This window comes from Erysipelatoclostridium sp. MSK.7.34 (assembly GCF_019041935.1).
Classification (GTDB): domain Bacteria; phylum Bacillota_I; class Bacilli_A; order Erysipelotrichales; family Coprobacillaceae; genus Thomasclavelia; species Thomasclavelia ramosa.
In genome coordinates, this window is sequence record NZ_JAHPYJ010000004.1 from 41,341 (window position 1) to 67,161 (window position 25,821).

At 31.8% G+C, this 25,821-nt stretch carries 14 protein-coding genes; 1 reads left to right on the plus strand and 13 read right to left on the minus strand.

Translation table 11 applies throughout. From position 1 onward, the window contains the following. The first annotated feature begins 380 nt into the window (after positions 1-380). Positions 381-1,967 carry an asparagine synthase B gene (gene asnB / locus KTF99_RS04125; RefSeq protein WP_009300694.1) on the plus strand — a complete coding sequence of 529 codons (1,587 nt, stop codon included), beginning with the start codon at positions 381-383 and terminating at the stop codon, positions 1,965-1,967. Between the two features lie 14 nt (positions 1,968-1,981). Here asnB and KTF99_RS04130 read toward each other — a convergent pair whose 3' ends face one another. The 13 genes from KTF99_RS04130 to KTF99_RS04190 all read right to left on the minus strand — a co-directional run bounded on the left by KTF99_RS04130 (position 1,982) and on the right by KTF99_RS04190 (position 25,795). Beyond that, positions 1,982-4,459: a transporter substrate-binding domain-containing diguanylate cyclase gene (locus KTF99_RS04130; protein WP_217215462.1), complete on the minus strand. Its 2,478-nt coding sequence runs from the start codon at positions 4,457-4,459 to the stop codon at positions 1,982-1,984. 94 nt (positions 4,460-4,553) lie between these two features. Next, a complete protein-coding gene (locus KTF99_RS04135; protein WP_029481202.1) occupies positions 4,554-4,988 on the minus strand; it encodes a YaiI/YqxD family protein in 435 nt (144 codons plus the stop codon). Next, positions 4,976-5,557 carry a rhomboid family intramembrane serine protease gene (locus tag KTF99_RS04140; RefSeq protein WP_003537037.1) on the minus strand — a complete coding sequence of 194 codons (582 nt, stop codon included), beginning with the start codon at positions 5,555-5,557 and terminating at the stop codon, positions 4,976-4,978. The genes KTF99_RS04135 and KTF99_RS04140 overlap by 13 nt, the downstream gene beginning before the upstream one ends. Next, positions 5,558-6,358, minus strand: a complete 801-nt coding sequence (locus KTF99_RS04145; RefSeq protein WP_224209033.1) for an immunoglobulin-like domain-containing protein — start codon at positions 6,356-6,358, stop codon at positions 5,558-5,560. Between the two features lie 177 nt (positions 6,359-6,535). Beyond that, positions 6,536-8,767, minus strand: coding sequence for a bifunctional diguanylate cyclase/phosphodiesterase (locus KTF99_RS04150; RefSeq protein ID WP_003537035.1), 2,232 nt, complete (start codon positions 8,765-8,767; stop codon positions 6,536-6,538). Positions 8,768-8,878: 111 nt separating this feature from the next. After that, positions 8,879-14,065 carry a discoidin domain-containing protein gene (locus KTF99_RS04155; RefSeq protein ID WP_254210089.1) on the minus strand — a complete coding sequence of 1,729 codons (5,187 nt, stop codon included), beginning with the start codon at positions 14,063-14,065 and terminating at the stop codon, positions 8,879-8,881. Between the two features lie 343 nt (positions 14,066-14,408). Next, on the minus strand, positions 14,409-20,249 hold the full coding sequence (locus tag KTF99_RS04160; protein WP_029481213.1) for a discoidin domain-containing protein: 5,841 nt from the start codon (positions 20,247-20,249) through the stop codon (positions 14,409-14,411). Positions 20,250-20,518: 269 nt separating this feature from the next. Further along, on the minus strand, positions 20,519-21,364 hold the full coding sequence (locus tag KTF99_RS04165; protein ID WP_003537032.1) for a MurR/RpiR family transcriptional regulator: 846 nt from the start codon (positions 21,362-21,364) through the stop codon (positions 20,519-20,521). A gap of 148 nt (positions 21,365-21,512) precedes the next feature. Further along, on the minus strand, positions 21,513-22,982 hold the full coding sequence (gltX, locus tag KTF99_RS04170) for a glutamate--tRNA ligase (protein WP_009300690.1): 1,470 nt from the start codon (positions 22,980-22,982) through the stop codon (positions 21,513-21,515). Further along, complete coding sequence (ispF, locus tag KTF99_RS04175; RefSeq protein WP_008793060.1) at positions 22,949-23,431, minus strand: 2-C-methyl-D-erythritol 2,4-cyclodiphosphate synthase; 483 nt, start codon at positions 23,429-23,431, stop codon at positions 22,949-22,951. The genes gltX and ispF overlap by 34 nt, the downstream gene beginning before the upstream one ends. 72 nt (positions 23,432-23,503) lie before the next feature. Continuing rightward, a complete protein-coding gene (locus KTF99_RS04180; RefSeq protein WP_009300689.1) occupies positions 23,504-24,205 on the minus strand; it encodes a hypothetical protein in 702 nt (233 codons plus the stop codon). A 71-nt stretch (positions 24,206-24,276) separates the two neighbouring features. After that, positions 24,277-25,017, minus strand: coding sequence for a hypothetical protein (locus KTF99_RS04185; protein ID WP_003537026.1), 741 nt, complete (start codon positions 25,015-25,017; stop codon positions 24,277-24,279). A gap of 4 nt (positions 25,018-25,021) precedes the next feature. Further along, positions 25,022-25,795, minus strand: a complete 774-nt coding sequence (locus tag KTF99_RS04190) for a hypothetical protein (protein WP_008793062.1) — start codon at positions 25,793-25,795, stop codon at positions 25,022-25,024. Positions 25,796-25,821: the final 26 nt, after the last annotated feature.

Genomic DNA, 25,821 nt, shown 5'->3' on the forward strand with positions numbered 1-25,821 from the left:
TTTTGCAATTTTTTCTATCGTATTGAAGCTTTTTTATTGCATTTAATAAAAAAATAATATATACTATTTTCAATTACTATAAAGTAATTAAAAGCAATGACGAGGAGAGTAGTAATCTACAGAAGCTTTAGCGAATCAGGGAACGGTGCAAGCCTGATAGTGAAGTAGTTTATGAAGAACACCTAAGAGCTGTCTACCGAAAGCATTATGCAAGTAGGCTAGAACGTTACCAGTAACGTTACTATTGGCGGGTATCGAGTACTCTATGAAGTATTTTCCGTACCATGTAACTATAAATTCCTTTTCTAGTTATACGGTACTCGCTTCTTTAGGCGAGTTTTTATATTCTCGCAACAATAATTTTAAGGGGGAAACAAATTATGTGCGGTTTTTTAGTAGTAGGAAGTAGTGAATTAGAATTACAAGTATTCAATGATGCATTAAATCAGGCTGCTTATCGTGGTCCTGATCATCAACATGTAAGCATTAACAACGGTATAACCTGGGGATTTAACCGTCTTTCAATTATGGATTTGTCATCAAAAGGTAATCAGCCTTTTGTCTATAAGGATTGTGTTCTTGTCTGCAATGGTGAAGTTTATAACTATCATAGCTTAAAAGCTATGTTAGAAACGGACTATACTTTTAAGTCAGGAAGTGACTGTGAAGTACTGATTCCGCTATATCACAAATACGGGATAGAGATATTATGTAAATTTTTAGATGCCGAATTTGCAATGGTAATCTATGATGCCAAAAAGGATAAAATTTTAGCTGCACGTGATCCAATGGGAATTCGCCCTATGTTCTATGGATATCATAAAGAAGACGGTAAGATCTGCTTTGCTTCAGAAGCAAAAGGATTATTTCCTTTATGCCAAGAAATAATGCCATTTCCACCAGGGCATTATTATGAAGATGGCAAATTTATTTGTTATAATGATTTAAGTAATCCTAAAACGATCAATAACGATGATTTAGAAACAATTGCAATAAATTTACGCCTCAAATTAGAAAAAGCAGTGGAAAAAAGATTGCAAAGCGATGCTCCAATCGGATATTTATTAAGCGGTGGTTTAGATTCATCCTTGGTTTGTGCGATTGCCGCACGTTTAAATGATCAACCAATCAAAACCTTTGCAATCGGTATGGATACTGATCCTATTGATTTAAAGTATGCTAAACAAGTTGCTGATTACTTAGGAACTGATCATACAGAAGTAATTATGACCAAGGAAGATCTATTAGAAAATTTAAGAGATGTTATTTTTCATTTAGAAACTTATGATATCACAACGATCAGAGCCAGTATGGCAATGTATTTATTATGTAAATATATTCATGAAAAAACTGATTTAAAAGTTATTCTAACCGGTGAAGTAAGCGATGAGTTATTTGGCTACAAATATACTGATTTTGCACCAGATCCATCACAATTTCAAAAAGAAGCACAAAAGCGAATTAAAGAATTATATATGTATGATGTTCTAAGAGCTGATCGTTGTATCTCTGCTCACGCTTTAGAGGGACGGGTTCCATTTGCAGATATTGATTTTGTTGATTATTCAATGAGTATTGATCCAGCTAAGAAAATGAATATCTATAATAAAGGAAAATATTTATTAAGACATGCTTTTGAAAATCAGGATTATTTACCTGATGAAATTTTATTTAGGGAAAAGGCCGCATTTTCAGACGCTGTTGGTCATTCAATGGTTGATTATTTAAAAGAATATGCAGCTACTTTATATACTGATGAAGATGTTATTAAAGCTAAAGAAAAATATGCTTTTGCAACACCTTTTACTAAAGAATCTCTCTTATACCGTGATATTTTTGAATCGTTTTATCCGGGGCAAGCAAAATGGGTCAAAGACTTTTGGATGCCAAATAAAGATTGGGAAAACTGTAATGTTGATGATCCCAGTGCTCGAGTTTTAAAAAACTATGGTGACAGCGGTAAATAAAAATACCAGTTCTTTTACGAACTGGTATTTTCTTTATCATAATCAATAATACAATAATTATTGCGACCATTGTTTTTCACACGATAAAGAGCATCATCTGCCAATCTATATAATTCATCATAAGACAACGAAACACTCGAAACTACGGCACCAACACTAATACTTGTAATAATATGGGTCCCCTGGTATTCTACTTTTGAAGTTGATTTAATCATATTTTGACAATACTCAGCTACTTTTTCAATACTCTTAGGATATTTTATTAATGTTAAAAATTCATCTCCACCAACCCGTCCAAAGATATCTAAAGGATGGCTCACTTCCAATAATGCCTGAGCTATTTTTTGAAGGACAATATCACCACATAAATGTCCATAAGTATCATTAATATATTTAAAGTTATCAATATCAATAATTATCAAAGCAACTTGGGCTGCTGTATTATTTTGTAAAAACTCTTCTGCCTTTTCACGACAAGCTGCAGAATTATAAATTTTTGTTAAACTATCTTTTTGAGCCAGCTCCCGCCATAATAACTGTTCTTCTTTTTCAGAATGGATATCAATAACCTTTCCAATAATATGTGTCGGTTTATTATTCAAATCAAAAATCGGACGCAAATTAATCTTTAACCAACGTTTTTTCCCATCAATAAATTTAACAAACTCCTCACTCTCACATTCCGTCAAATTACGTAGACTCATTTCTAAAGTATCTTTATTAGAAATTGGTCTCTTTAAAAAATCTTTAATAATCGTTTCCTTTGAAAGCAGTTTGGCTCCACCTCCCATTAAAACAAGGGTATCAGTTGCAATATTATATTCAACAAAGCAATCATGAGAAAATTCACTAATTTGTTGATAACGCTTATACTCACTTAAAATCTTTTCATTATTACGTTTATTTATATAATTACGCCAAATCAAGAAAAACAGCACAATAATGGCAACTGCCATAAGCGTAAAAGTAGCTACTTGAAGTTGATTATTTTCAACATAGTCAAAGAAAGTAACATCATTTTCACTGGTACTGGCATTAGTAAATATAATTTCTTCAATCTTACTGTAAGATACGACATCAATTCCTTTATTGGTAATATCTAAAAGCTCATCCGCAACACCTGTATTAATTGCAAAATAACTGCCTTGATTTCTTAAATTCCCTTGAGGAATAATATTAATATTCTTGAAATCATAATTACTATTATAAAACAAGGCAACATGATTATTTATATACGTATAGTCAGCTGTGCCGTTTTCTACCGCTTTGATACATTCTAACTGAGTTCCATAATAATTAACTTTGTTACTACTATCTCCAACTGCGGCACTATCAACTTCAGAATCATAAATCATTGCTGCCTGTTTACCGTCTAGCTCATTAGCATTAATATTTTTATTAGTTACTAGCGTCATCGCTGAATCTAAATAAGCTTTCGTCGTAATATATTTTTCTGGATTGCTATTATACACCCCACCAATAATCATTGGTTTCTTCGTCTCAATCTGCTTATTATATTCATCAATATCATTGGCATAAATATAATTAAACTTCAAACCGCTCAGTTTTCCAATATAATTAAGCACATCAACGGTAATTCCTACAACCTTGCCTTTTTTTTCATCATAATACTGGATTGGGGCTTTCCCACCCAATATAAGAACATCAATTTTTGAATTATTTGCAACAAAACCTTTCTCAGCTTCGGTAAGAATGAAATTACGGTTCGCTAAAGAAAAGTAACGTTCATGAAGATTGCTCATATAATTAGGCTGTTCTTTATTTAACTGTGTCATCGCTTCATTTAGCTCTGACATCAGTTCTTGATTTCCTTTTGTCATTACAAAATAAAATGGACGAGGCGAAAAACGTGCTACGACCCGATAATTACCTTCTTCAATTGATAAATCTGATAATACCATAGCATCTATTTCATTTCTCTCTAATGATGTTAATAAATCTGGGGTATTATCAAAAAATATTTGATTAATATTAATTCCATTAATATCTCCAAAATCTTTTAAATTAACATTAGTTTCCTTTTTAGTTGAAACAACTCCAACATTTAAATTCTTAAGAGAATATATACTAGTATCATTGATTTCAGCATTATTAGAATTAACATAGATAGCCATATTTCCCATGCCATAATTGGTTGCCGAATAATCATAATCATTGATTAAGGTATCAATATAGAGCATCCCACCCATTAAATCAATCTCGCCTGTTTTGACCTTTTCCATAGCGCTTGACAGCTGCTCATTTACTGTGCCTTCTAAGCGTACAAATTCTAAGTTCCAATTCGTAAATCGAGAGATTTCTTTTAAATATTCATAAGTATAGCCGGAATATAATCCATCTTCATCTATCTCTGTTAATCCAGATTGAATTGGATAAGCAACTTTAACAGTTCGGGAGGCTGCTTTAATTGGGATGATATTGATCAGCATTGACATAATTAACAATACTAAAATTGTTTTTAGTGTTTTCATCAAACCACCCCTTTTTACATCACAATATTATCATATTAATTATACATTAAATTGATGAACATTAAAATAAAAAGGCACAAATCATCAGAATAATTCATGCCTGTATCAATATTTTATCTAATTGTTTTAAAAACTGATTTCTTACTTCATCAGTTCTTTTAGCTGGTCCACGTGTCCGCTTACCACTTTTTCGTTGTTTAGCTGATACATAACGACTCATTAATAATTCTTCAATATTATTATCATCAATTACTTTTCCTGAAATATGCAAAACTTTAGCCCCTTTTGATAACACTAAACTTGCTAGACCATAGTCCTGAGTAATAACAAGATCATTTGCTTGAACCTGTTTCAATAAAACTAGATCAACACTGTCACTTCCCACTTCACATAGAATAGTTCTAAAATAATCATCCTGTATAAAATGAGCATAATCAACAAAAACCGTCATTTCAACCTGATATTTCCAAGCTAAATCTCTAATTGTTGGTAAATCAGGACAAGCATCACCATCAACTAAAAGTGCCATACACCACAACCAATCAACATTGCAGTTGCTAAAAAGCCACCTGCCAGACCTCCAAAATGTCCCGCCTTTGATACCTGACGATTGAAAAATGTAAAAGCTACATTAATTAAAATCACATATATATATTGTTGCAACATATAATCAAAATAACCGCCTACAAGTATTCCTAAAGCAATCATTGCACCTAAATAACCATAAAAAATCCCACTAGCTCCTAAAGTCACAGTATTATATGCATAAGCATATTTTTTTCCATGATAATAACAAGCTCCGCTAGTAGCAAGACAGCTTATGAAGATTAGATATAAATATGCGCCCGTTCCTAATAAGTATTCAAAAAAATGGCCAAGATTATAAATACAATATACATTCATAAAAATATGCATAATATCGATATGAACGAAATTAGCGGTAATAAAACGCCAATATTCTTTTTTTACTTCAATTCGCGGCATATAAAAAGCCCCGTATTTAATCGCTAAAGAGGTTTTATCATAATTACTCTTATCAATAAAATTAATTAAAATAAAGATTATAATCGATATGATAATAATAGCATTGGTTATCATCTATTCTCCTGCCTTTTCTGTTTTAATGACACTAACGCGTCTTGTTCTTTGGAGATTATGTCCTTTATCATTTGTAATTGAATAAATTACTTCATAATCACCAACTTTATCTGTATTAACATTATTTTTTAAAATTTTTATATTCTTAGTAATATCATTCCCACTACCATCAGTAGCTTTCACTCCATCAAGAGGATTAAATTTACTATTTTTTAATACCTCAATATCATCAATTCCTGTAAGAGTAGGATTATTACCATTTTGTCCAGCTACTATTTTAACTCGTAAACTGGCAGATTGATTTCCTGCCTGATCTTCAACAATTATCCTTTCAACATAAGAACCTTTTTCAGTGAACACTTTATGTGTTGACTTCTCACCATTTTCATCAATAAAATATGCAGCTATATCTGAATTATCCTCAACCTTTTCAATTAAATCAATTGCATATACTTCAGTATTTAAATGAACATTAAACGTAGATGCTTTTAATGTTACAACTGGTTTAGTTGTATCAACTATCTTTATATAAAAAGGATATTCAACACCTAAATATGTAGCAGATACTTTATATTCACCAATTTCATTTTTTAAATTCGAAAAATTCAAAATAACTTGTGATAAAATTGCCTCATTAGCATTAATATAATCTTGCGGCTTAGTCGATATTTCACTACCATATTCATAAACAAATGTATCTCTTTTGATCGTTAGGGGGGTAACATTGAAGGCACAAGCAATTAAAATTATATTTACTATGACAAAGAAGCTTAAAACAACTGATATAATTCGATTTTTCATGCTATCACCCTCTCCCATCTTTAAATCCATTTTTCTATATTCACGAACTATCTTATGCTTTTTCCAGCTAAAAATCAATGAGATTTTATGATTATTAAGACTTTTTAAGTTTCAATAATCATAACTTAGAAATTTCTAAAAAAATTCAAAAAATTACGTTAAAATAATTGAATCTTTTTACTTTTTTAATTTTAAAATTTTCTCATACTCATCTAATGGCAGCGGTCGAGCACAATAATATCCCTGAATATAATCTACCTTCATTCTAATTAATTCCTCATACTGTCCAGCCTGTTCTACACCTTCAGCTACAACGACTAGCCCTAAAGATTGAGCTAAACTAATAATCGATTTCAAAATTTCTTTAGCCTTTGAATTGACCTCCAAATCATCAATCATTGTTTTATCAATTTTTAAACAATCGATTGGCATTGATTCGAGCATCATGATTGAAGAATAACCTGAACCAAAATCATCCATAGATACTGTAATCTTTAATTTCCTAAATTTATTGAGAATATCTTTTAAAATATCACGATTATCAAACAAACTTGTTTCCGTCATCTCTAATTCAATTAAATTATAGGGTATCTGATAAGCATCAATTACTTTTAGATAACTTTCAACAAAATCTTGACGATATAAATGTAATTGCGAAACATTTACCGCTATAGGAGCAACCTCAAGACCATCATCAAGCCATTTACGAATCTGCTTACACGTAATTACAAAAACATACTCATCCAATTCAATAATATTACTGCTGCGTTCTAAAACCGGTATAAATTCTCCAGGACTTATCGATCCTAGTTTACTGCTTTTCCACCTAACCAGCGCCTCAGCTCCATAAAGTCTTTTTTTCTTTGTACTATATTTTGGCTGAAAATAAACTTCAAATTCATGATTATGCAAGGCTTCCTCAAACAAGTCTTCCAACTCTTTATTTTTATACATTCTTTGACGAATGTTATCATTGTAAAAATTACAATTCTCTAGTTCATGGCGATTTTCATCACGAATCACAGTTGCGGCTCGATCAACCATTGATTCAATTCGATCATTATAATTTTCAATTAAATAAATCCCAACAATCATTTTAATTCGATAAGCTGCTTCATCATTACTGTTAATTGCATTTTCCATATTTTTAATCATATACTCTGCCCGCTTTTTCAACTGTGTAACAGAGTCATATTGTAATAAAGCAACAAAGTGATCAGCTTGAATTCGTGCACAAAACTCTTTTTCCTGCAACAAATTATTTAAAATTTTAGCTATTTTCACTAAAATAAGATTACCCTCATCATAGCCATATAAATCATTAATATACTGAAACTTCAAAATATTGAAATAAACCATTGTATATTTAGATTTGGTAGATTTTAAAATATCACCACCAGCCAGTCTAAAGCGTGTATATGAACCGCATCCCGTTACCTCATCAACTAGTGCCACTTCTTCTAAACGTTTTTGATTATTACGATACATCAATACAATTCGAGTAATTAAATATAAAATTCCTAATAAACAGCAGCCTAGCATCATATAACCTAAAAAAAGCATTCCATTAATATTATTATCAACCACCGAAGCAGGAATAACACTCAACAAATACCAATCATTAACATCAAGCTTTTGGTAATACAAATATCTAGCTTCATCTGTCCGATCATACTCTAAAAATCCACTTTTTTCATTTTTAATATTATGTTTTAAATTTTCCAGCTTTTCTTTATTTTCTTTTGAAATTGCCCCAATATCATCAAAAAAGTTAGAAAATTTAATGCTTGTCTTGTTAGAAGAATCTACAATTTTATCACCATTTTCCTTAATAATAAAACTATATCCTAAACCATCAAATGTAGAAACCGATAAAGTCTCTTTATAATACCGTGATGCATAAGCTCCAAAAAGTACACAATGTTGATCATTATCAAAGGTTATGGGTAACGTATAAACACTAACTTCTTCACCATCAATCAAATCCGGCAATGTATCAGTAATTGATACTTCACCATTCATCGCTTTATTAAAACGGGTCATTTGCTGTTCATTTAATAAAATATTATTATCATCTGTCGTATAGGACTGTCCTCTCTCATCAATTATTCCAATTCGTTTAAAATTATTAATTTCATTCACTTTTTTTATTTTGTTAATAATTTTGACGGGATCAAAAGCATCCTCTTGGCTAATATAAATTGATAAATTTGCTAAAACTGCAACATTTTTTTGAATCTCTTTATCAATCACATTTACACTTTGACTAGAAATTTCTGATAACGTATTTAGAACCTGTTCTTGTGAAATTGTTTGAGATTTAAAAGCAAAAAAAGTTGCGACAACAGCAATGATCAAACATGATATCACGATGTCGACATAGATTCTTTTAAAGTTTTTAATTTTCATCTCATACACCCCACATTTATCTCTACAATATTATATCATTATCGATTAATAAAATCGATTAATTGTATAATTAAGGGTCATATTCGCTTTTGAACATGACCCTTTAACTAATTAACTCTTCTTTCTTAATCTAACCACAGCTAAAAGTGCAACTAATGATATCATTGCAAATTCAAAGAGCATTGTTTCATCACCTGTTTTAGCATTTTTCTTTGTTTTGTCTGATACCTCAGTCCCTGGCTGTTCCTCAACCTTCGGTTCCTCTTTTTGACTAGCTTTAACAGCTTCGATTTTTGTTAATAGAGCATCACTCATTTTATTAACATCTTCACTGCTAACATCATTAGCAATCAGTGCAACTGCCTGACTTAATAATTCTTCTAATTCCTTGACTAACTCAATATCATATTTATCTTTGTTAGCAAGAACTTGTTTTGCCAATTCAATTTGGAGTAGTAAATTATCTTTATTAACAACTTGCTTTAATTCATTGAAAGCTCTTAGTAATTCATCGTAGGCATTTTGAATAGCACCTTCATTAGCGTCAAGATCCTGATTAACTGTGACGGCCCTTTCATAACCATTTTTAAACGTTTTCCATGATTCTTCAGTATAATCTTCTTCTTTTAAATCTTTAACCTGTTCAATCAATTTATCTAAATCCTTGCGCTCTACTATTTCTAAAAGTCCTTCAATCGCTTCATTGATTTCTTGTTTTGCATTTTGTAAAACTATAAGTTCCTTACTGTTATCATCTATTAGTTTTCTTCCTGCTTCATAAGCATCTTGCAATACTTTCAAAGTAGCTGGCCGAAGATTTACTGCTTCTTTATCCAAAATCTCTTTTGCAACTTCAACGCTTACCTTTAATTCCCGGTAACTAATCAGAATGGCTTTTTCATTTGCAAGATTTGTTAGATTGGCTTGAACATCTTTTTCAACTACTTCTCCTGCTCCTAGTGCAACTAAGGCATTTGCTTGATCAAGATATCCTTTCATAACCTTAAACATTTCTGCAGAATAATCAGTTTCCATCTTAGTAACTTCATCAATCAGTGCAACCAGTTCATTAAATGACGATTCCAACGCCCTAAATGTTAAATTATCTAATGCTGTTTGCAGTTCAGATACCATCTTATCAACATCGCTTTGAGTAATATCCATTCTATCAGCCATTGCTTCAGCTGCTTTTTTGTTTTGTATGAAACTTTGCCAGCTTGAAACTGTACTATTTGCTTCACTGTACCCTTCTGCCAGTTTACTCTCCGCCACTTCAAGCACTGTTTCTAAAGCACCTTTATCAACTCTTACAACCTGTTTCTTTAAATTTGTGTATTTTTTAGACAATTCTTCTTTGAACTTAAGCATTTCTTCTTCACTGATACTTTCTTTTCCTACCACTTCATTTTCAAGATTGGTTAAATAAGCCGTGAAAGTTTGATAAGCTTCTTCTTTGATTTGACCGTGGAAATTACCCACATTCATTTCACTTAATTTATCTTTAACTTGACTAATTGTTCTAAGTAAATCATTTTTAGGATTTTCATATACTTCAATTTCATAAATAGAATATCCATACTTAGCGTTATTAGCAGCTTTTGTACCAATTAATTTAATATAACGTGCTTCAATATCACCTAATCCAGTATGATTATTTTCCTTAGCTACATTACCAGTTACATTTTTGATCGTAAACCAGTCTTTACCGTTAACTGAGCCTTTTAATTCATAGTCCACTCCATAAGCATCTTCCCAGGTAATCTTGATTTGATCAACTTTATAAACTTTATTTAAATCTACCTGGATCCACTGATCATGCGTACGTGCTGACGCCCAGCGTGATTGCTCAGGACCACTAGCACTTTGATTAATGATTCCATCAAATGCCTTATTTGGTGTTTGATAATCAGTATAGCTGCTTGAAGCTGTTGCTTCTTTATTCAAAGCAATATTTTCATGAATAACATCTATTCCTGTATCATAAAGATTTTTAATTTCTTCATTATTCAATAAACGATTATAAACTTTAATATTATCTAATGTTCCTACTAAATTTTGTCCAATCTTTTGTAGTGGTAAATTGATTGAAGCTGAATCATACCACTTATTCCCCGAATTGGTAAGAATTGGTCCATTGATCGTTGATTTAACTACTCCATCTAGATAAACATTAGTATATTTTTTATCAGAAGTAAAAGCTAATTGATATAATTTTCCCTTTTCAAGTTCTATATTATGCTCATAATGATAACTATCACGATCGTACATCAGCTTGTATTTACCATCAATTTCTTTTAAATAGATTTTTCTTGTTTGATACTTTGTATCAATCCACTGATTACATTCTTCTATTGGCATTGTTTCTTCAAATAATACAATATCGCCTGTTTGTGATTCATCGATTTTTAAATCAAAAGCTAAAGTATACGGCCATTTCAATGCACTATGCTGCATTTGTAGATAACCATCACCATTTAATTTCAATGCCTGACCTTCATCAGTTGTTTCAACTGTTGCTTTGATTGCAGTAGCATCATAACCATTTCCAGAATTATCTTTAATGACTAAATTATCCCCTTGTTTTGAAGTGTTTTCCATATCAAAGTCATATACTTTTTCTGTTTTACTGCTAATTTCTTTATCCATCTCAACATTTGGACCAGTACCTAAAGTATTGACCTCAGCTTTAAATTGGTCATATGACTTGTCATTATCTTTACCGTACCAAAAGGTTTGAGCATATATTGGTAAGATACTTTGTGTTCTTGCAAAAACATCATAAACAGAAATCCCATTAAAGATTCCTCGGTCATTCCATAATGAAATCGAACCCCCAACAATTTTTGGATGTCCTTCAGCAACATCAACTCCAGCGCCCATTTTATCTCTAAATTTTCCAGCACTTAAGTTATTGTACATTTCTTCTTCTTTCGCAAAATCTGGATAACCATTATTCCCGCCAGGAACAATATAACCATACTTATTAGTTGCGTTAATTAATTTATAATCCTGATTAAATAATGATTTTAAACTGATTGCATAATTTGCCCAAGCATCCATAATTGGATAATCTGGTATTTTTGTTTTATCAGAATCTACACATCCCATAGAAGCCCATGCCATTGGCGTTTTACCATATTTATTATAAACAAGATCCATTACGTATTGAGTATACTGGGTCATATCTTCCTTGTATGCACTATTGTACTCATCAAGCCCTACATTAAATGCATCGGTTACAAAAACCGGATTATCTCCCCCCATATATTCTTCATATAGATCAGCAATAAATTTATACACTGTTTCTTTTTTATCAGAATTTAAGCGTATATCTAAATGTGTTCCATCAAATCCTAATTCAGAATTATTGTCAATAAACACTGCTGAATGTGCTGGAGTATCGAACTCAGAAACAATTCTAATTCCATAATCCTCAGCATAATATTGGAAATCACGATACTCACCTTTTGTATAATAACCATCTGTTGCCGTTAATCCTGGAATATCTGACTCCAATCTAAAACGCGAATGACCGTTGTATGAAGTATCATTTAAATGTACTTGAATATCTGTGAACTTGTACCAAGATGCATATTTAACAAAATCTTTTAAATACCACATTGGCATATATTTACGGGCAACATCCAACATGAATTTACGATATTCATATTTAGCATAATCTCGTGCTTCACCTTTATTAATTGTCAGTGCATCCCCACTTGCAACTAATGCTTGTAAAACACTGCGTGTTCCAAAGAAAATACCTTGATAAGTTGTTGACTTAATTGTAATACTATCCCCAATTTCTAATGTATATCCCTGATCACCAATAGTGGTATCCGCATTTTCTTTAGTTAATAAAATATCTCCTTTTTTTACTGTTGTATTACTAATTTCTAATTCTAATCCAAATAAATCCTTAATATCATCTTTAGTAATTTGAGCTGCTTTATATAAACTTTCATCTTGAACAATAATTCTAGAATTATTAGTTAATTGATAAGTTCCTGTTGCTCCATTCCATTCTTGAATCGTTGGAACTGTAGTAGGGACAGGATTACTATCTAAAGCAACTGAATTTTGCCCTGGAATTATAACTGGAATATTTTTCATTTCCTTAGTTGCATTAGTTCTTTTATCTTTAATAATATAAGTAACTAACACTTCCTTATCTACCAATGGCTTATGAATCATTCCATTATCTTCAACTACAAAGTCAGTATCACTACAAAAAATTTCTGCTACAATATTATCATTATCATAATGATATACTGGCATCTTATCCATATTTGAAGTAATTGTTGCGATTGTAAAATCTTTGGCAATATCATCAACTGTAAGACTATTATTTACTTCTTCATAAATTTCCATTTCCCAAATAGAAATCGGTTTAGCACTACCAACACCATTACTTGCTGTAGCATATAAACGAACAAACCGAGCTGTAATTGGATCAAAATCAAATTTTTCCCAACTTCCCTTACCATCATCTACATTTACAAATGTTATCCAATTTTTATCAGTTCCAACATCATTAGAATATTGCAATACATATTTTGTCGCAAAAGCATTTTCCCAAAAAATATGTATTGATGAAAATGTCATTTCTGCTTCTAAATCAACATAGATCCATTGGGGACTCTTAGTAATATTTCCACTTGACCAGCGTTCATTATAATCATTACTGTATTTACCATCAAAGGCTCCACCTGGTCCAAGACGATCCAAATTAGCTTCATTGCCAGAAGCATATGCTGGTTTATTTAAAGCAATATTAACTGGATCATTACTAGTATCCTTCTTAACTCTTAAAACTTCTAATTCTTTTAAACCAATCGTACTTTCTCCGCTCTTAGCTTCAATCAGTTCAATTTTCACATAGCGGGCAATTGTATTTTCTTCCATTTCCCATTCTTCATCGCCACCAGTACCCTCTTCGTGGAATAGGACTTGTCCATATTTTTGGTCGGCCTTAGCCACATATAGTTTATAACGAAATGCAAAATTACTAGCCCACTTTAATGTAATTTTTTCAAAACTTTCCTCTTTCCCTAAATCAACTATAATACTTGGGTTTGTACTAATATTACCTACTTCCCATTTAGTATCTATCTTACCATCAACTGCATTGCTCCCCTCATTGCCGGCAATAGCACTACTCGCCACAACCACTTTATCCAATGCGATATTTTCATACTCTTGTTCAGCAGCTACATTTGTAATAAGTTGGTTAAATGTAGTAAATACCATCAAGAGTGATAATAATGAAATAAAACCTTTCCTTAATATCTTTTCCATAATTCTTCCCTTTCTTTGATTAATAAAAATCTTACTTATTTTCCCTCTGTGCATGTCCCTCCTTTTTTTGAAGCCAGATGTTTTTAGTAAAAAAAGACAAGACTAAAAAGCATCTTGCTTTTTCGGTCTTGCCTACTGAAAGTAACAATCCTTTGCTATATTTTTAATATAGCACTATTTATACATAAAAGAAATGTGTCTATACAATTACGGTACAATGTTTCGTATAAAAGATATAAACATGGCACAATGTTCCATATAAAAACCCCCTAAAGTGATAGATATCTAGAATTCTGGACACATATCACTTTATAGAGGGTCACCACAAAAATACTGTTTTTAATTAATCAAATTTTTTACGACAAATTAATCCCATTAGAGCTATTCCTAATAATCCTGCATAACCAAATAAATTAACATCATCACCTGTTTTTACAGATTTATCACTTGTATCAGTTACTGGTTTGTTAGTTGGTGTTTCCGTTTCCTCACCAGGTTTTACTTCTATTGGTTTTAAAGCATCATAAACTTGATTTAATGAATCTAACATAGCATCAAATTCCGCCTGAGATACATCTTTACTATCTAATAATTCTTTTGCTGCCTTAATCATTGTTTGAAGTTTATTCCATGAATCTTGATCATAATTAGCTTGATCTAGATCTTTTATCGCTTCAGTTATTTTATTGATAACTTTTTCAAGGTCTTTTGAATTACCTAATTCTAGAAGTTTCATCGCAGCCTCTCGAACTAATGCAACCATTGCATCTACTTGTTCTTGGTTAACATCACTATTATCGACTACCATTGCATTTGCTGCCTGATATACTCCTGCAAATTCTGCCCATGTACTTATTGTATAATCAGCTTCATCGTATTCTTTTAATAATTTCGCTAATTCTTTAGTATTTCCTCGTTTTTCTAAATTAATTTCATTAAGAGCAGCTATCGCATTATCTACATCCACTTGATTTAAACTTACATTTTCATGAACAAGCTTAGCAGCATCAACAATTGTTTTCATCGTTTGCCATGAACTCGTTGTATAATCAGTTTCTTGAAAATTATCATAACTTTCAATAGCTGTTTTTAATTTACTTCGATCCAATTTAACTAAACTACTATCTAAAGTTTGTAATTGTCCCATTGCTTCATTTACTTTAATATAATCATCAGCATTATCAATTAATCCTTTAATAGCAGTTAATTTTGTATTAAAATCAACAAAGCTATCCTTTGTGAAATCTTTTTCTTGATATAAACTAACTTTTTGATATAGTTCATTTAATTCGTTTTTTGAATAAATCACACTATCTTCTATTGAGTTGATTATCGCAGTCACTTCTTTTAATAGCTTGCCAATTTCCTCAGTAGAAATTTCTGTACCGTCTGCAAGTGCTAAATAATCCTCAAATTTTTGTTCAAATACTTCATAATCATCTTTAGCAATATTTCCATTTTTATTACCAGCATCAAATTTTGCTAGCTCAGCTTGACCTTCTTTAACTAATGCTCTTAATCCCTCATTAGTACTTTGATATACTTCTAATTCATAAATTGAATATCCCCAATTACGATTTTTAGTATCATGACAAGCAATTCTTATATAACGTGTTTCAACATCACCTAAGTCTTTATGAGTTATTTCTCCTCCAGTACCATTAGTAATATCTTTAATGTCAAAGAAGTTTACACCATCCAATGAGCCTTGAATCGTGTATTTAGTTGCATAAGCACCTTCCCAAGAAATAAATACTTTATCAACTTTATAGTTTGCCCCTAAATCTACCGTAAGATCTTGTTCAACTGTTCCATATTCAGTATCGCCTTCATTAGTTCCTGCACCTGTTGCCCGTTTGCTTGACCAGCGATTAGTTGTAACTTTAGTATTGTCTCCATCAACTGCTAAATTTGGTGTCAAATTAGGAGTAAGTGGATTTACGGAAGATGCAGTTGCATTTTTGTTTAAAGCTAAATTTTCTAATTGAATATAACCTAATTCATCAGAAATTTCTGTCGCACTAAAGGTTTTATTATAAATCTTAATGTTATCAACACTACCTTTTGCATTATTTAAGATTTTTTCAACTGGTAAAACAAATGTACTAGAATCTTTACGGTTATTAATTGCAGTGCCCATATTAATTCCCGTTGTTATCGCTTTTCCATTAATGTATAAAGTCGTATTCTTTTGATCACAAGTCAAAGCTAAATTTACCCAAGTATCTTTGGGAAGTTCATAATCAAAAGTAAAGTTATATCCACTACGTGAGTATCCTATTTTTCCAGTTCCATCGATATTAGCATACATAACACCATCATCACCACTAAATATTTGGGTATTTTCAGATGTATTGCTGTCTAATTTAATATCCATCATTACTGTATAAGGATAACCAATTGATTTATATGGCAATGCCACATACCCATCTCCATTTACAGTAGCAATATTATTACCATTAGCTTTTTCAATAATTGCGTTATTCAATGTAGCATTATAATTATTTCCTGAAGTATCTACTGCTTTTCCATTTTTAATTGTTTCAAAATCAATTGCTGTAATATTTTCTCCTTTTGATTCGACTACCCTTCCCGGATTTGCCCCAGGTACAACACTATTTAATTTATTAGCCCGTTCAACAAACTCAGCAGCAGTTTGACCATCCGTCTTTTCTCCATACCAAGTTTTTTCACTAGTAATCATAACTGCATCAATAAAACGATCGTAAATATCAAACCATGTAAATCCTCCACCATATGAAGTCATATCATTCCATACACAGAATTGACCACCTTTAGTTTGAGGATGAGCAATTGGCATGATTGCAGTACCTTGTCCGGCATTTCGACTTGGTGAGAAATTATTAACATCGAACTTATCATATAATGAAGCAATATCCAAACGATCTGGATAACCAGCATTAGCTCCAGGAACAATATATAACCATCCCCCACAAGTATTGATGATATCATAACCGGCATTATAAGTTTCTTTAACATCTGCCCAATATGGTGCCCATAAGTTAACCGTAGCATCATTTGATACTGGTGTTGTTCCGTTAAATCCTCGACTACCTAAAGACCCCCATAATCTTGTATCATATCCTTTATCATTAACATAATTAATAAAATGATCAGTCCATTTACGCATTTGCTCTGAATATGATTTATCATATTCATCTGTTCCAATATGGAATTTATCACTTTGAATAACAGGATTTGGCCCATCTAAATATTCATCCAGAACAGCTTCAATAACATCATAAGAGGATTGTTCTCTAATATCCAACGCCCCTGCTTTAAGCATTTTTACTCCAGGAACATTTCTAAAACATTCAGCATGATATGGCGTATCAATTTCCGTAATTACATTGATTCCATAGTTTTTCATGTCAATCTGATATTGACGATACTCCTCTTTAGTGTAGCTGCCATCAGTAGCTGTAATCATTGGATAAGTATCGCACTCTAATCTAAAAGCTGAATACCCTGTAGCTCCCCAATAATCATTTACATGAACTTGAACTTCATTAAGTTTATAGTATGCCATATAAATCGTCATTTCTTGTAAATACTCCATTGGAATATAAGTACGAGCTACATCTAGCATACCTGCCCGAACCTCATATTTAGGGTAGTCCCGCGCTAATCCTTTAGCTACATTATTCATCCCATCATTCTGCGAAAACATTTGGGTAATTGAAATACCACCATATAAAATTCCTGTTTCATAGTTAGATTTAATTTCAATCATATCATCGATGGCAAGCGTATATCCTTCTTTCCCTAAGTTGTCAACACTACCATCTTTTACTAAAACAATATCACCACTCTTTTCACCACTAGTAACAATTTCAAGTTCATGTTTGATCATCTCTTTTAAATAAAACTGAATTTGTTTAGCAGTAGCTTCCAAACTGGCATCTTTAACAACAATTTTTGAATTCTTTGATAATGTGAATTCTCCTTCATTACCTTTCCATTCCCGTAATCCCGGCATTACATTAGGCTTAGCATTAATACTTTCTTCCTTGTTATAAGCTCCAGGTACAATAAAGTTAATATCGGCTTCACTATAAGCAATATCAGTTTCATCATTCAAGTTTTTAACTTGATATAATACATTAATATCCATATCTTCCAATGGCCGAGTAATTGTTCCATCCATTGCTACAACCTGTTTATTATCGCAACCGTATAAACTAATTTCAAAGCCATCAGGTACCGCTGGTAAAACAATTTTATTACCATTGATTTGTGGCGCTTCCTTATTCAATGACTTTAAAACTTCATCAGCAGTTGTAACTGTATGATCTCTTTCTTTATATACTTCAAATTCATAAATACTGCCACTATATTTATTTTTATTAGTATGGGTCCAGCGTTTTAATTGAACATACTTAACATATCTTGCTTTTGTTGCTTCAATTTGAATCTCTTTAATTTCACTAGGCCCTCCATCTGGAAGATCAGCAGCTTCATAAACATCTTGATAGTTTACACCGTCAGTAGATACTTGAATTTTAAATGCTGGTGGGCATGATTCATAATTGATTACAAATTCAGATACTGTCTTACGACTTCCTAAATCTACTAATAACCATTGATTATCTGCAGTTTTACCAAAAGATACCCGACTGTCCTTAGAAACCACTCCATCTACTGCCATTGGTGCAGTAAAGCGGCCATCACCTACTTCTAATGATGAAGCGCTAACAGGCCGATTCAATGCAATATTACTGTAATCTTTGGCATCTGGATCTTGTTCATATACCTCAAATTCATAAATACTGCCACTGTATTGTTTCCCATTACCACTATGTGTCCAGCGTTTTAATTGGACATATTTAACATATCGTGCTTCAGTAGGATCAATTGAAATCTTTTGAATATTGCTAATTTGCCCCTCTAAATTACTAACCTCATAAATATCACGGTACACTTTATCTTCACCAGCAACTTGAATCTTGAAAGCAGGTACTTGTGATTCATAATTAATCACAAAATTAGAAATAGTTTCTGTTTTACCTAGGTCAACTTCTAACCATTGCTCATCTTTATCTTTAGCCAAAGATACACGACTATCACTAGAAACAATACCATCTACTGCCATTGGAGCAGTCCATCTTCCATCATTCACCTCTAGTCCTGATACACTAACGTCTTTATTTAGAGCTAAATTAGGATATCTTGTTTTAAGATTATCCTGTGCTGTTTGAATATCTTTAACAGCCTTATTGATTTGCTCTTGAGTAGCATTTTGATCAAGCAGTTCCCCTGCAACCAATTTTTCATCTAAAGTGTTGTAAGAAGCGTTACTATATTTACCTTCATCTAAAGCATTAGCATCGCTAATCACAAGATCTAAATAATCTCTAGAAGCAACTGGTTGATCTAATAACTTAGCATCGGCATAAAATAAATTATGATCAGATAAATCTGTTTCAACCATTGTAATATTACTAATTTCTAAATTTCTAGAAGTAATAATATTATCGACTGCACTAGTCTTCATACTTGCATCAGTACCATTAAAGGTATCGTACCACTTTCCACCTTTACCATTTGCAATGTTGTAATCTTCTAAAAATGGATAAATTTCATTGTGATTTTGATCTACATTAAAATCCCCAAAAGCAACTTTATATTCTGCCGGATCTTGATCCATAGTTGCTTTTAACTCTAATAACTGTTTCGCACGAGCTTCTACTGACTCATATGTCAAATGAGTATTATAAACTGCAATAACTTTACCGTTTACTTCAATTTCTCCTTTTTGCCATGCTCGAGCTTCTTTAATTCCCTCACTACTCAAAGCTCCACCATTTGTATTGATTAATTCTAAGTTTGACAGTAGTGCAACACCATAATCACCACCACCAGTTTCAATTGCTTTTTGAAATGAACTGTAAGCATAATCACCTTGCTCTACAAACTTCTCTAACATATTGTATGGATTACGACTTGTATTAATATCCACTTCCTGCAATCCTACGATATCAACATTATTTGTCTTCAATAATTCATTTAGCTTGGTTATATCAGGTTTTTTATTAGCCGCAATATTAAATGTTGCTAATCTGACATTATCAGTTGCTGCAGTAACTTTCATCATTGGCATAACTTGCGATATAACTGTTACTGCTGCAACTAAAGAAGCTATAATTCTTTTTGTTCTTCTCATTTTTCCCTTTCCTTTCTTAAAAAATAGTCTACTTTATACTTAATGTTCCCTCCTTTAAAACACTAAAAAAGGCACGACTAAAAAGCTTTAATTAGTGCTCTTTGGTCTTGCCTACTGAAAGTAACAATCCATTAATATTTATTATCTATCCATATTATTAACATAAATACGTTATTTTTTAAACATATGCATTTCTTTTGGAACAATGTTTCTAAATAAAAGCTCACAAATAAAAAAAAGCTGGCACATTGTACCAACTCAAAGTAAAACTATTTCACTGTCTGTGATAATTCAGTATAGTCAATCAATTTATCCATACTCAATTCATGATTTGAAGCAATCACACAGCCCACGAGCGTATTTAAAACATAACGTATTGCAGTTGTATAAATAACAGGAGCTAGATCTGAATAACTAACTCCAGTAGGAATAGTAATCACTTCTTTACAACAAGTTTCAAAAGTGGAATTAATATATCCCGTAACAGCAATCCCAGGAATTGCAATTTTATGATTTAATCTTATCTTCTCTAATAATTGAACATTATGTTCACGATGATTAACATAGATTGCTAATGGATTAGCCGATTCACTTAAACAATTTAATGCTACCCAAAAGTTATCGGTTGCAATCTCTACAGCTTTTCCAATCCGAGCCATCATATACTTAAATTCGTGTCCAATCTGCTCATTAATTCCATCTGCAAAAATATAGATTATTGTAGCCTTGTTGATCAACTTAGTTATACGTTCAATTTGTTGATAATTCAATAACAATTTTGTTCGATCGATTGTATCTTTTTCAACACTTGCAATTTTTTCCATAACAGAAAAAGCTGTTTCTTGTTTTTTTATTTGAAATAAGATTTTATTATTTCCTTTACTCATCATATTTTGTAATTCATAAGCTAAATCGACCTTAAAATCAGAAAAACTACCATCATAAATTTTTTTTATGACTCGCATTACAGTCGATGCCCCAGTATATGTTGTTTTAGCTAATTCTCTAATTGTAAGATGTAATATCTCCTCCTTATTTTCAATAATATAATCTGCGATTTTAGATTCCGACGCTGAAAAATCTTTCTTTTCGGTCAGTTTTGCTATTATACTCATACTCTTTCCCCTTGCTTATAATAGTAACTTGACCCCTCCTCCGTGTATTCCATTGTATATACAATATAACACAAACAATGAATATATCAATCCTTTTTCTTTTACAGAAAAAAGAAGAGCGTTAAATTAAACGCTCCTTAATCGATATTTACCCTAATCTAGATAATACTTTTTCTTTTCCTAATAAGCAAATTGAACTCGCAAGATCAGGTCCATGCATGATTCCTGTTGTTGCAATTCTAAGTGGCATATATAACATTTTTCCTTTAGCTTTAGCCTCTTTTTGAGTTGCTTTAATACAAGCTTGAATATTTTCTTTAGTAAATTCTTCTAAATTCTCTAATTGCGCTTTAAATACTTTTAACGTATTAGGAATAGTTTCATCTTTCATAAATTCTTTAGCTTCTTCATCTAAATTCAATTCATCTGTAAAGAATAAATCGACTAAACTAACAATTTCTTTACCATAAGATAATTGATCATGATACGTTGCAACTAAATCATTGATCCATTGTTCTGATTTACTTGATAGATCATAAGCCTCTTCTAAAAATGGTCGACATAATGCAACAACATCTTCTAATGATCTTTCTTTAATATAACGATTATTGACCCATGTTAACTTATCTTTATCAAACATTGAAGGTGATTTAGATAATCTCGTTTCACTAAATTCTTTAATTAATTCTTCTTTTGTGAAAATTTCTTGTTCTCCTTCTGGTGACCACCCTAATAGAGCCATAAAGTTAAACATTGCATCTGGTAAATATCCTTCTTCTTTGTATTGTGAAACAAATTGCATGATACTTTCATCACGTTTTGATAATTTCTTTCTTTGTTCATTTACAATTAAAGTCATATGTCCATAAGTCGGTGCTTTCCATCCTAACATTTCAAAAACCATCATTTGTTTTGGCGTATTACTTAAATGTTCTTCACCTCTAAAAACATGTGTTATTTCCATGGTATGATCATCAATTACAACTGCATAGTTATAAGTTGGAATCCCATTGGCTTTAACAATTACCCAATCACCAATATCATTCGATTCAAATGATACATGTCCACGGATCATATCGTCAAACTCATATGTCTTATTTGCAGGCACTCGAAGTCTAATTGTATAAGGAATTCCTGCTGCTTCTTTAGCTGCTACTTCTTCAGCTGTTAAATCACGACATTTACGATTATACATTGGTGCAACACCAGCTTCAACTTGGCGTTCATGTTCAGCATCTAATTCCTCTGGGGTGCAGAAGCATTTATATGCTAAACCTCGATCTAATAACTCTTGAGTATATTTACGATAAATATCCAAACGTTCCATTTGACGATATGGCGCATACTCTGGTTTTGGATTTAATGGTGATTCATCTGGAATAATTCCTAACCACGCTAGATTTTCTAATTGGCTAGCCTCACCACCTTCAATATTTCTTTCAATATCAGTATCCTCTAACCTAAAAATAAAATCTCCACCATGATGTTTTGCAAATAGATAATTAAATAAAGCGGTTCTTGCTCCCCCAATATGTAGATGTCCAGTTGGACTAGGAGCATATCTTACTCTTACTTTTTCCATTCTTAAATCCCTTTCTTCTTTAACATAACCACACATTGAGAAACAGCACCTTCTTCATGACCAACAAAGCCAAGCTTCTCACCACGGGTTGCTTTAATATTAACATCAGCAATATCACATTTTAAGATCCTGCTAATATTTTCCTTCATTTTTTGGATATGAGGTGCCATCTTTGGTTTTTCAATCAAAATGATTGCATCAAGATTACTTATTTCGTAACCGCGATCATCCATCATTTCATAAGTTTTTTCTAATAGCACTAAAGAACTAATCCCTTTATACTGAGCATCAGTGTCACTAAAATGTTTCCCAATATCACCTAATCCTAAAGCCCCAATAATACTTTCAATAACGGCATGACATAAAACATCAGCATCACTATGTCCTAACAAACCACGCTCATGTTCGATTTCAACACCACCCAAAATCAACTTTCGTCCTGCTACTAGCTGATGAATATCAATTGATTGTCCAATTCGATACATACTCTCACTCCTCCACGCCATATTCTAACACAAAAACGCCCTATATTCTAGGGCATTTTCAATGCTCAAAGTTTACTTATCTTCTTTCTTAGCTTTCTTTTTGCGATAATCCTCTTTACAGTATTCTATTGTTACAATAGCTGTTGCTCCAGCTAAGTCTAACATTAAATCTTTCATCGTATCGCCTAAAGCTGCATGTCCTTCTAAAGGCACATCTTTTTGGCCATATAAAGTTCCTCGCGTAGACTTCATATACTGCTGATTATTAGTCCCAAAAATATCATCAACCAAATACTCTCCAATTTCCCATAAAGCACCCAATGCTAACGAAAACAATACTACACTAGTGCAAATAAACATATGTCCCATCGATATATTTACACTTTCACGTTTAACAAAATAATCAATTAAAACAAAACCTGCATAAGCTAAGATCACACCTGAAAAAGCATGTAGTATTGAGTCCCAAATAGGTATTTTTTTATAAAAATCAAACACATCACCAAGTACAAATCCACAAAAAGCAAATACAGTTAGTGAGGTTTCTAACATAATCGGAATTTTTAAATCAAGTCGTTCCTTTAACTGTTCTGGTAAAATTATAATTCCTATCATTAACAATAATTGAACAATTGAAAAAATCAGACGTCGCTTCTTTTTCATATCATCAACAATGAATAAAAAAATCACTGCTGCCACTAGCATTGCTAAAGTAAGAATACAAATTATTCCTTTAATTATCTTAAATTTCTTAGTTGATTTAGTTTCAAGCATATTACCGCCTCCATAATATACTGTATTATAACAAAAACAAACAAAAATTCCCATCAATAAAAACTTAAGAATTAATAAACAAATTCATAACTAAGACATAAATAACTCATTGCCTCTTCAAATAACTTATCTAAACGCATTTTACGTTCATATATAAGCCCATCAATATCTACGATAAACTGGTATTCACTTAGTGGTTCTTGTCCTAAATCTACTTCTCCCACAAATGCAACTCGACACGGACAATTGAATTGAAAATATCTAACATCCTTATAAAACATCGTTCGATGATCTAAAAAACTTCTAAACGTTTCATGAAGACTGATAAAAATTACCAGATCATCTTTAGATAATGCATATTCATCAAAAATATCCTCCTCCTTACCTAAATAAATAGGAATTTCAAAATCTATCCCTAGATGAATAAAGGCTTTCATATAAATCATCAAACTAAAACAATTACCATCCCCCAAAACAATAACACGTTTAGCCTCTTTAATTATTTTTCCTAATTTAACAGCCTGTTTGTCTAGCTGTTCTTCCTTATAGTTATATTTTATTGTTTCCAAGGCTGTGATGCCTTTAATACTCTCTAATGTGATTATTTCCCTAAAAGAAGTAAAGGTATTAACCCCCAGGCTATTTAAATACCGCATCAATGATGTTTTTGATACCCCAGCTTCTTTAATAAACATTTCTAATGAATAATCTTTGATTCGATTTCCGAGCATCAATGTTTTTTTACTGATCTGATATTCTACACTCCCACGCTTATTAGCACTTTGAGCCATCATAACCTTCCCCAAAATCATCTGCCTAGTTCTCCTTTATATATAATTCATAATATCTTGTTTTAATCATATCTAGATAAAACATAAAAACATACTGCCCCTCATAATAATCATTATCAGTATTTAATGAAATTAAAAAATCACTCTCTAATAATGCCCCGTGTTGAGTAATTAATAACTTCTTACAAGGACCATTAAAGATTTTTAAACGCATTGTTGTCCCTACCATATTCATCGTTCTTCCCATCATTGAAAAAAGCCATACAAAATCATCTTTTTGAGGAACTAGAGCCTTATCTTCATACATCGAACTACGAATAAAATCCTTTCCAAACAGTTTCATATCTATTTGAAAATCATGTGTTAAATTCAACAATCCCATCGCCCCATACATGATAATACGCTTACTTTGATAGATTTGCTTGCAAATCCGATCAATTAACTCAACATTAAAAAAATCATTAAAATCATTATAATTAGTTAAGTTAAAAATAACTCTTGCAAGCGGTTCTTGTTTTTGCCACTGACACTGTTTTACTACTTGCTCTTTACGAATATCACACCACAAGCCAATCCGCTCTTTCAAGATTGAAAAATTGTTGCAGTCATACAATTTATAAAATCGTTTAAACTGACTCCCATTAATATTAGTTGTTTCTAAGAAATCCTCTAAACTCATATCCTTTAACCAAACACAATTCTCTATCACTTTCCGAGCAATATAGGTATTATTATCATTAATATCGACACAGTTAGCAACATCCAAAATACTATCTAATAAAGTTATATTTTTTATCATAGCGCTTTCACCTCTGGGTATTAGTA

Coding starts and splice junctions, on each gene's coding strand:
- asnB (WP_009300694.1), top strand. CDS start 381: ATGTGCGGTTTTTTAGTAGTAGGAAGTAGTGAATTAGAATTACAAGTA.
- KTF99_RS04130 (WP_217215462.1), bottom strand. CDS start 4,459: ATGAAAACACTAAAAACAATTTTAGTATTGTTAATTATGTCAATGCTG.
- KTF99_RS04135 (WP_029481202.1), bottom strand. CDS start 4,988: ATGGCACTTTTAGTTGATGGTGATGCTTGTCCTGATTTACCAACAATT.
- KTF99_RS04140 (WP_003537037.1), bottom strand. CDS start 5,557: ATGATAACCAATGCTATTATTATCATATCGATTATAATCTTTATTTTA.
- KTF99_RS04145 (WP_224209033.1), bottom strand. CDS start 6,358: ATGAAAAATCGAATTATATCAGTTGTTTTAAGCTTCTTTGTCATAGTA.
- KTF99_RS04150 (WP_003537035.1), bottom strand. CDS start 8,767: ATGAAAATTAAAAACTTTAAAAGAATCTATGTCGACATCGTGATATCA.
- KTF99_RS04155 (WP_254210089.1), bottom strand. CDS start 14,065: ATGGAAAAGATATTAAGGAAAGGTTTTATTTCATTATTATCACTCTTG.
- KTF99_RS04160 (WP_029481213.1), bottom strand. CDS start 20,249: ATGAGAAGAACAAAAAGAATTATAGCTTCTTTAGTTGCAGCAGTAACA.
- KTF99_RS04165 (WP_003537032.1), bottom strand. CDS start 21,364: ATGAGTATAATAGCAAAACTGACCGAAAAGAAAGATTTTTCAGCGTCG.
- gltX (WP_009300690.1), bottom strand. CDS start 22,982: ATGTGTGGTTATGTTAAAGAAGAAAGGGATTTAAGAATGGAAAAAGTA.
- ispF (WP_008793060.1), bottom strand. CDS start 23,431: ATGTATCGAATTGGACAATCAATTGATATTCATCAGCTAGTAGCAGGA.
- KTF99_RS04180 (WP_009300689.1), bottom strand. CDS start 24,205: ATGCTTGAAACTAAATCAACTAAGAAATTTAAGATAATTAAAGGAATA.
- KTF99_RS04185 (WP_003537026.1), bottom strand. CDS start 25,017: ATGATTTTGGGGAAGGTTATGATGGCTCAAAGTGCTAATAAGCGTGGG.
- KTF99_RS04190 (WP_008793062.1), bottom strand. CDS start 25,795: ATGATAAAAAATATAACTTTATTAGATAGTATTTTGGATGTTGCTAAC.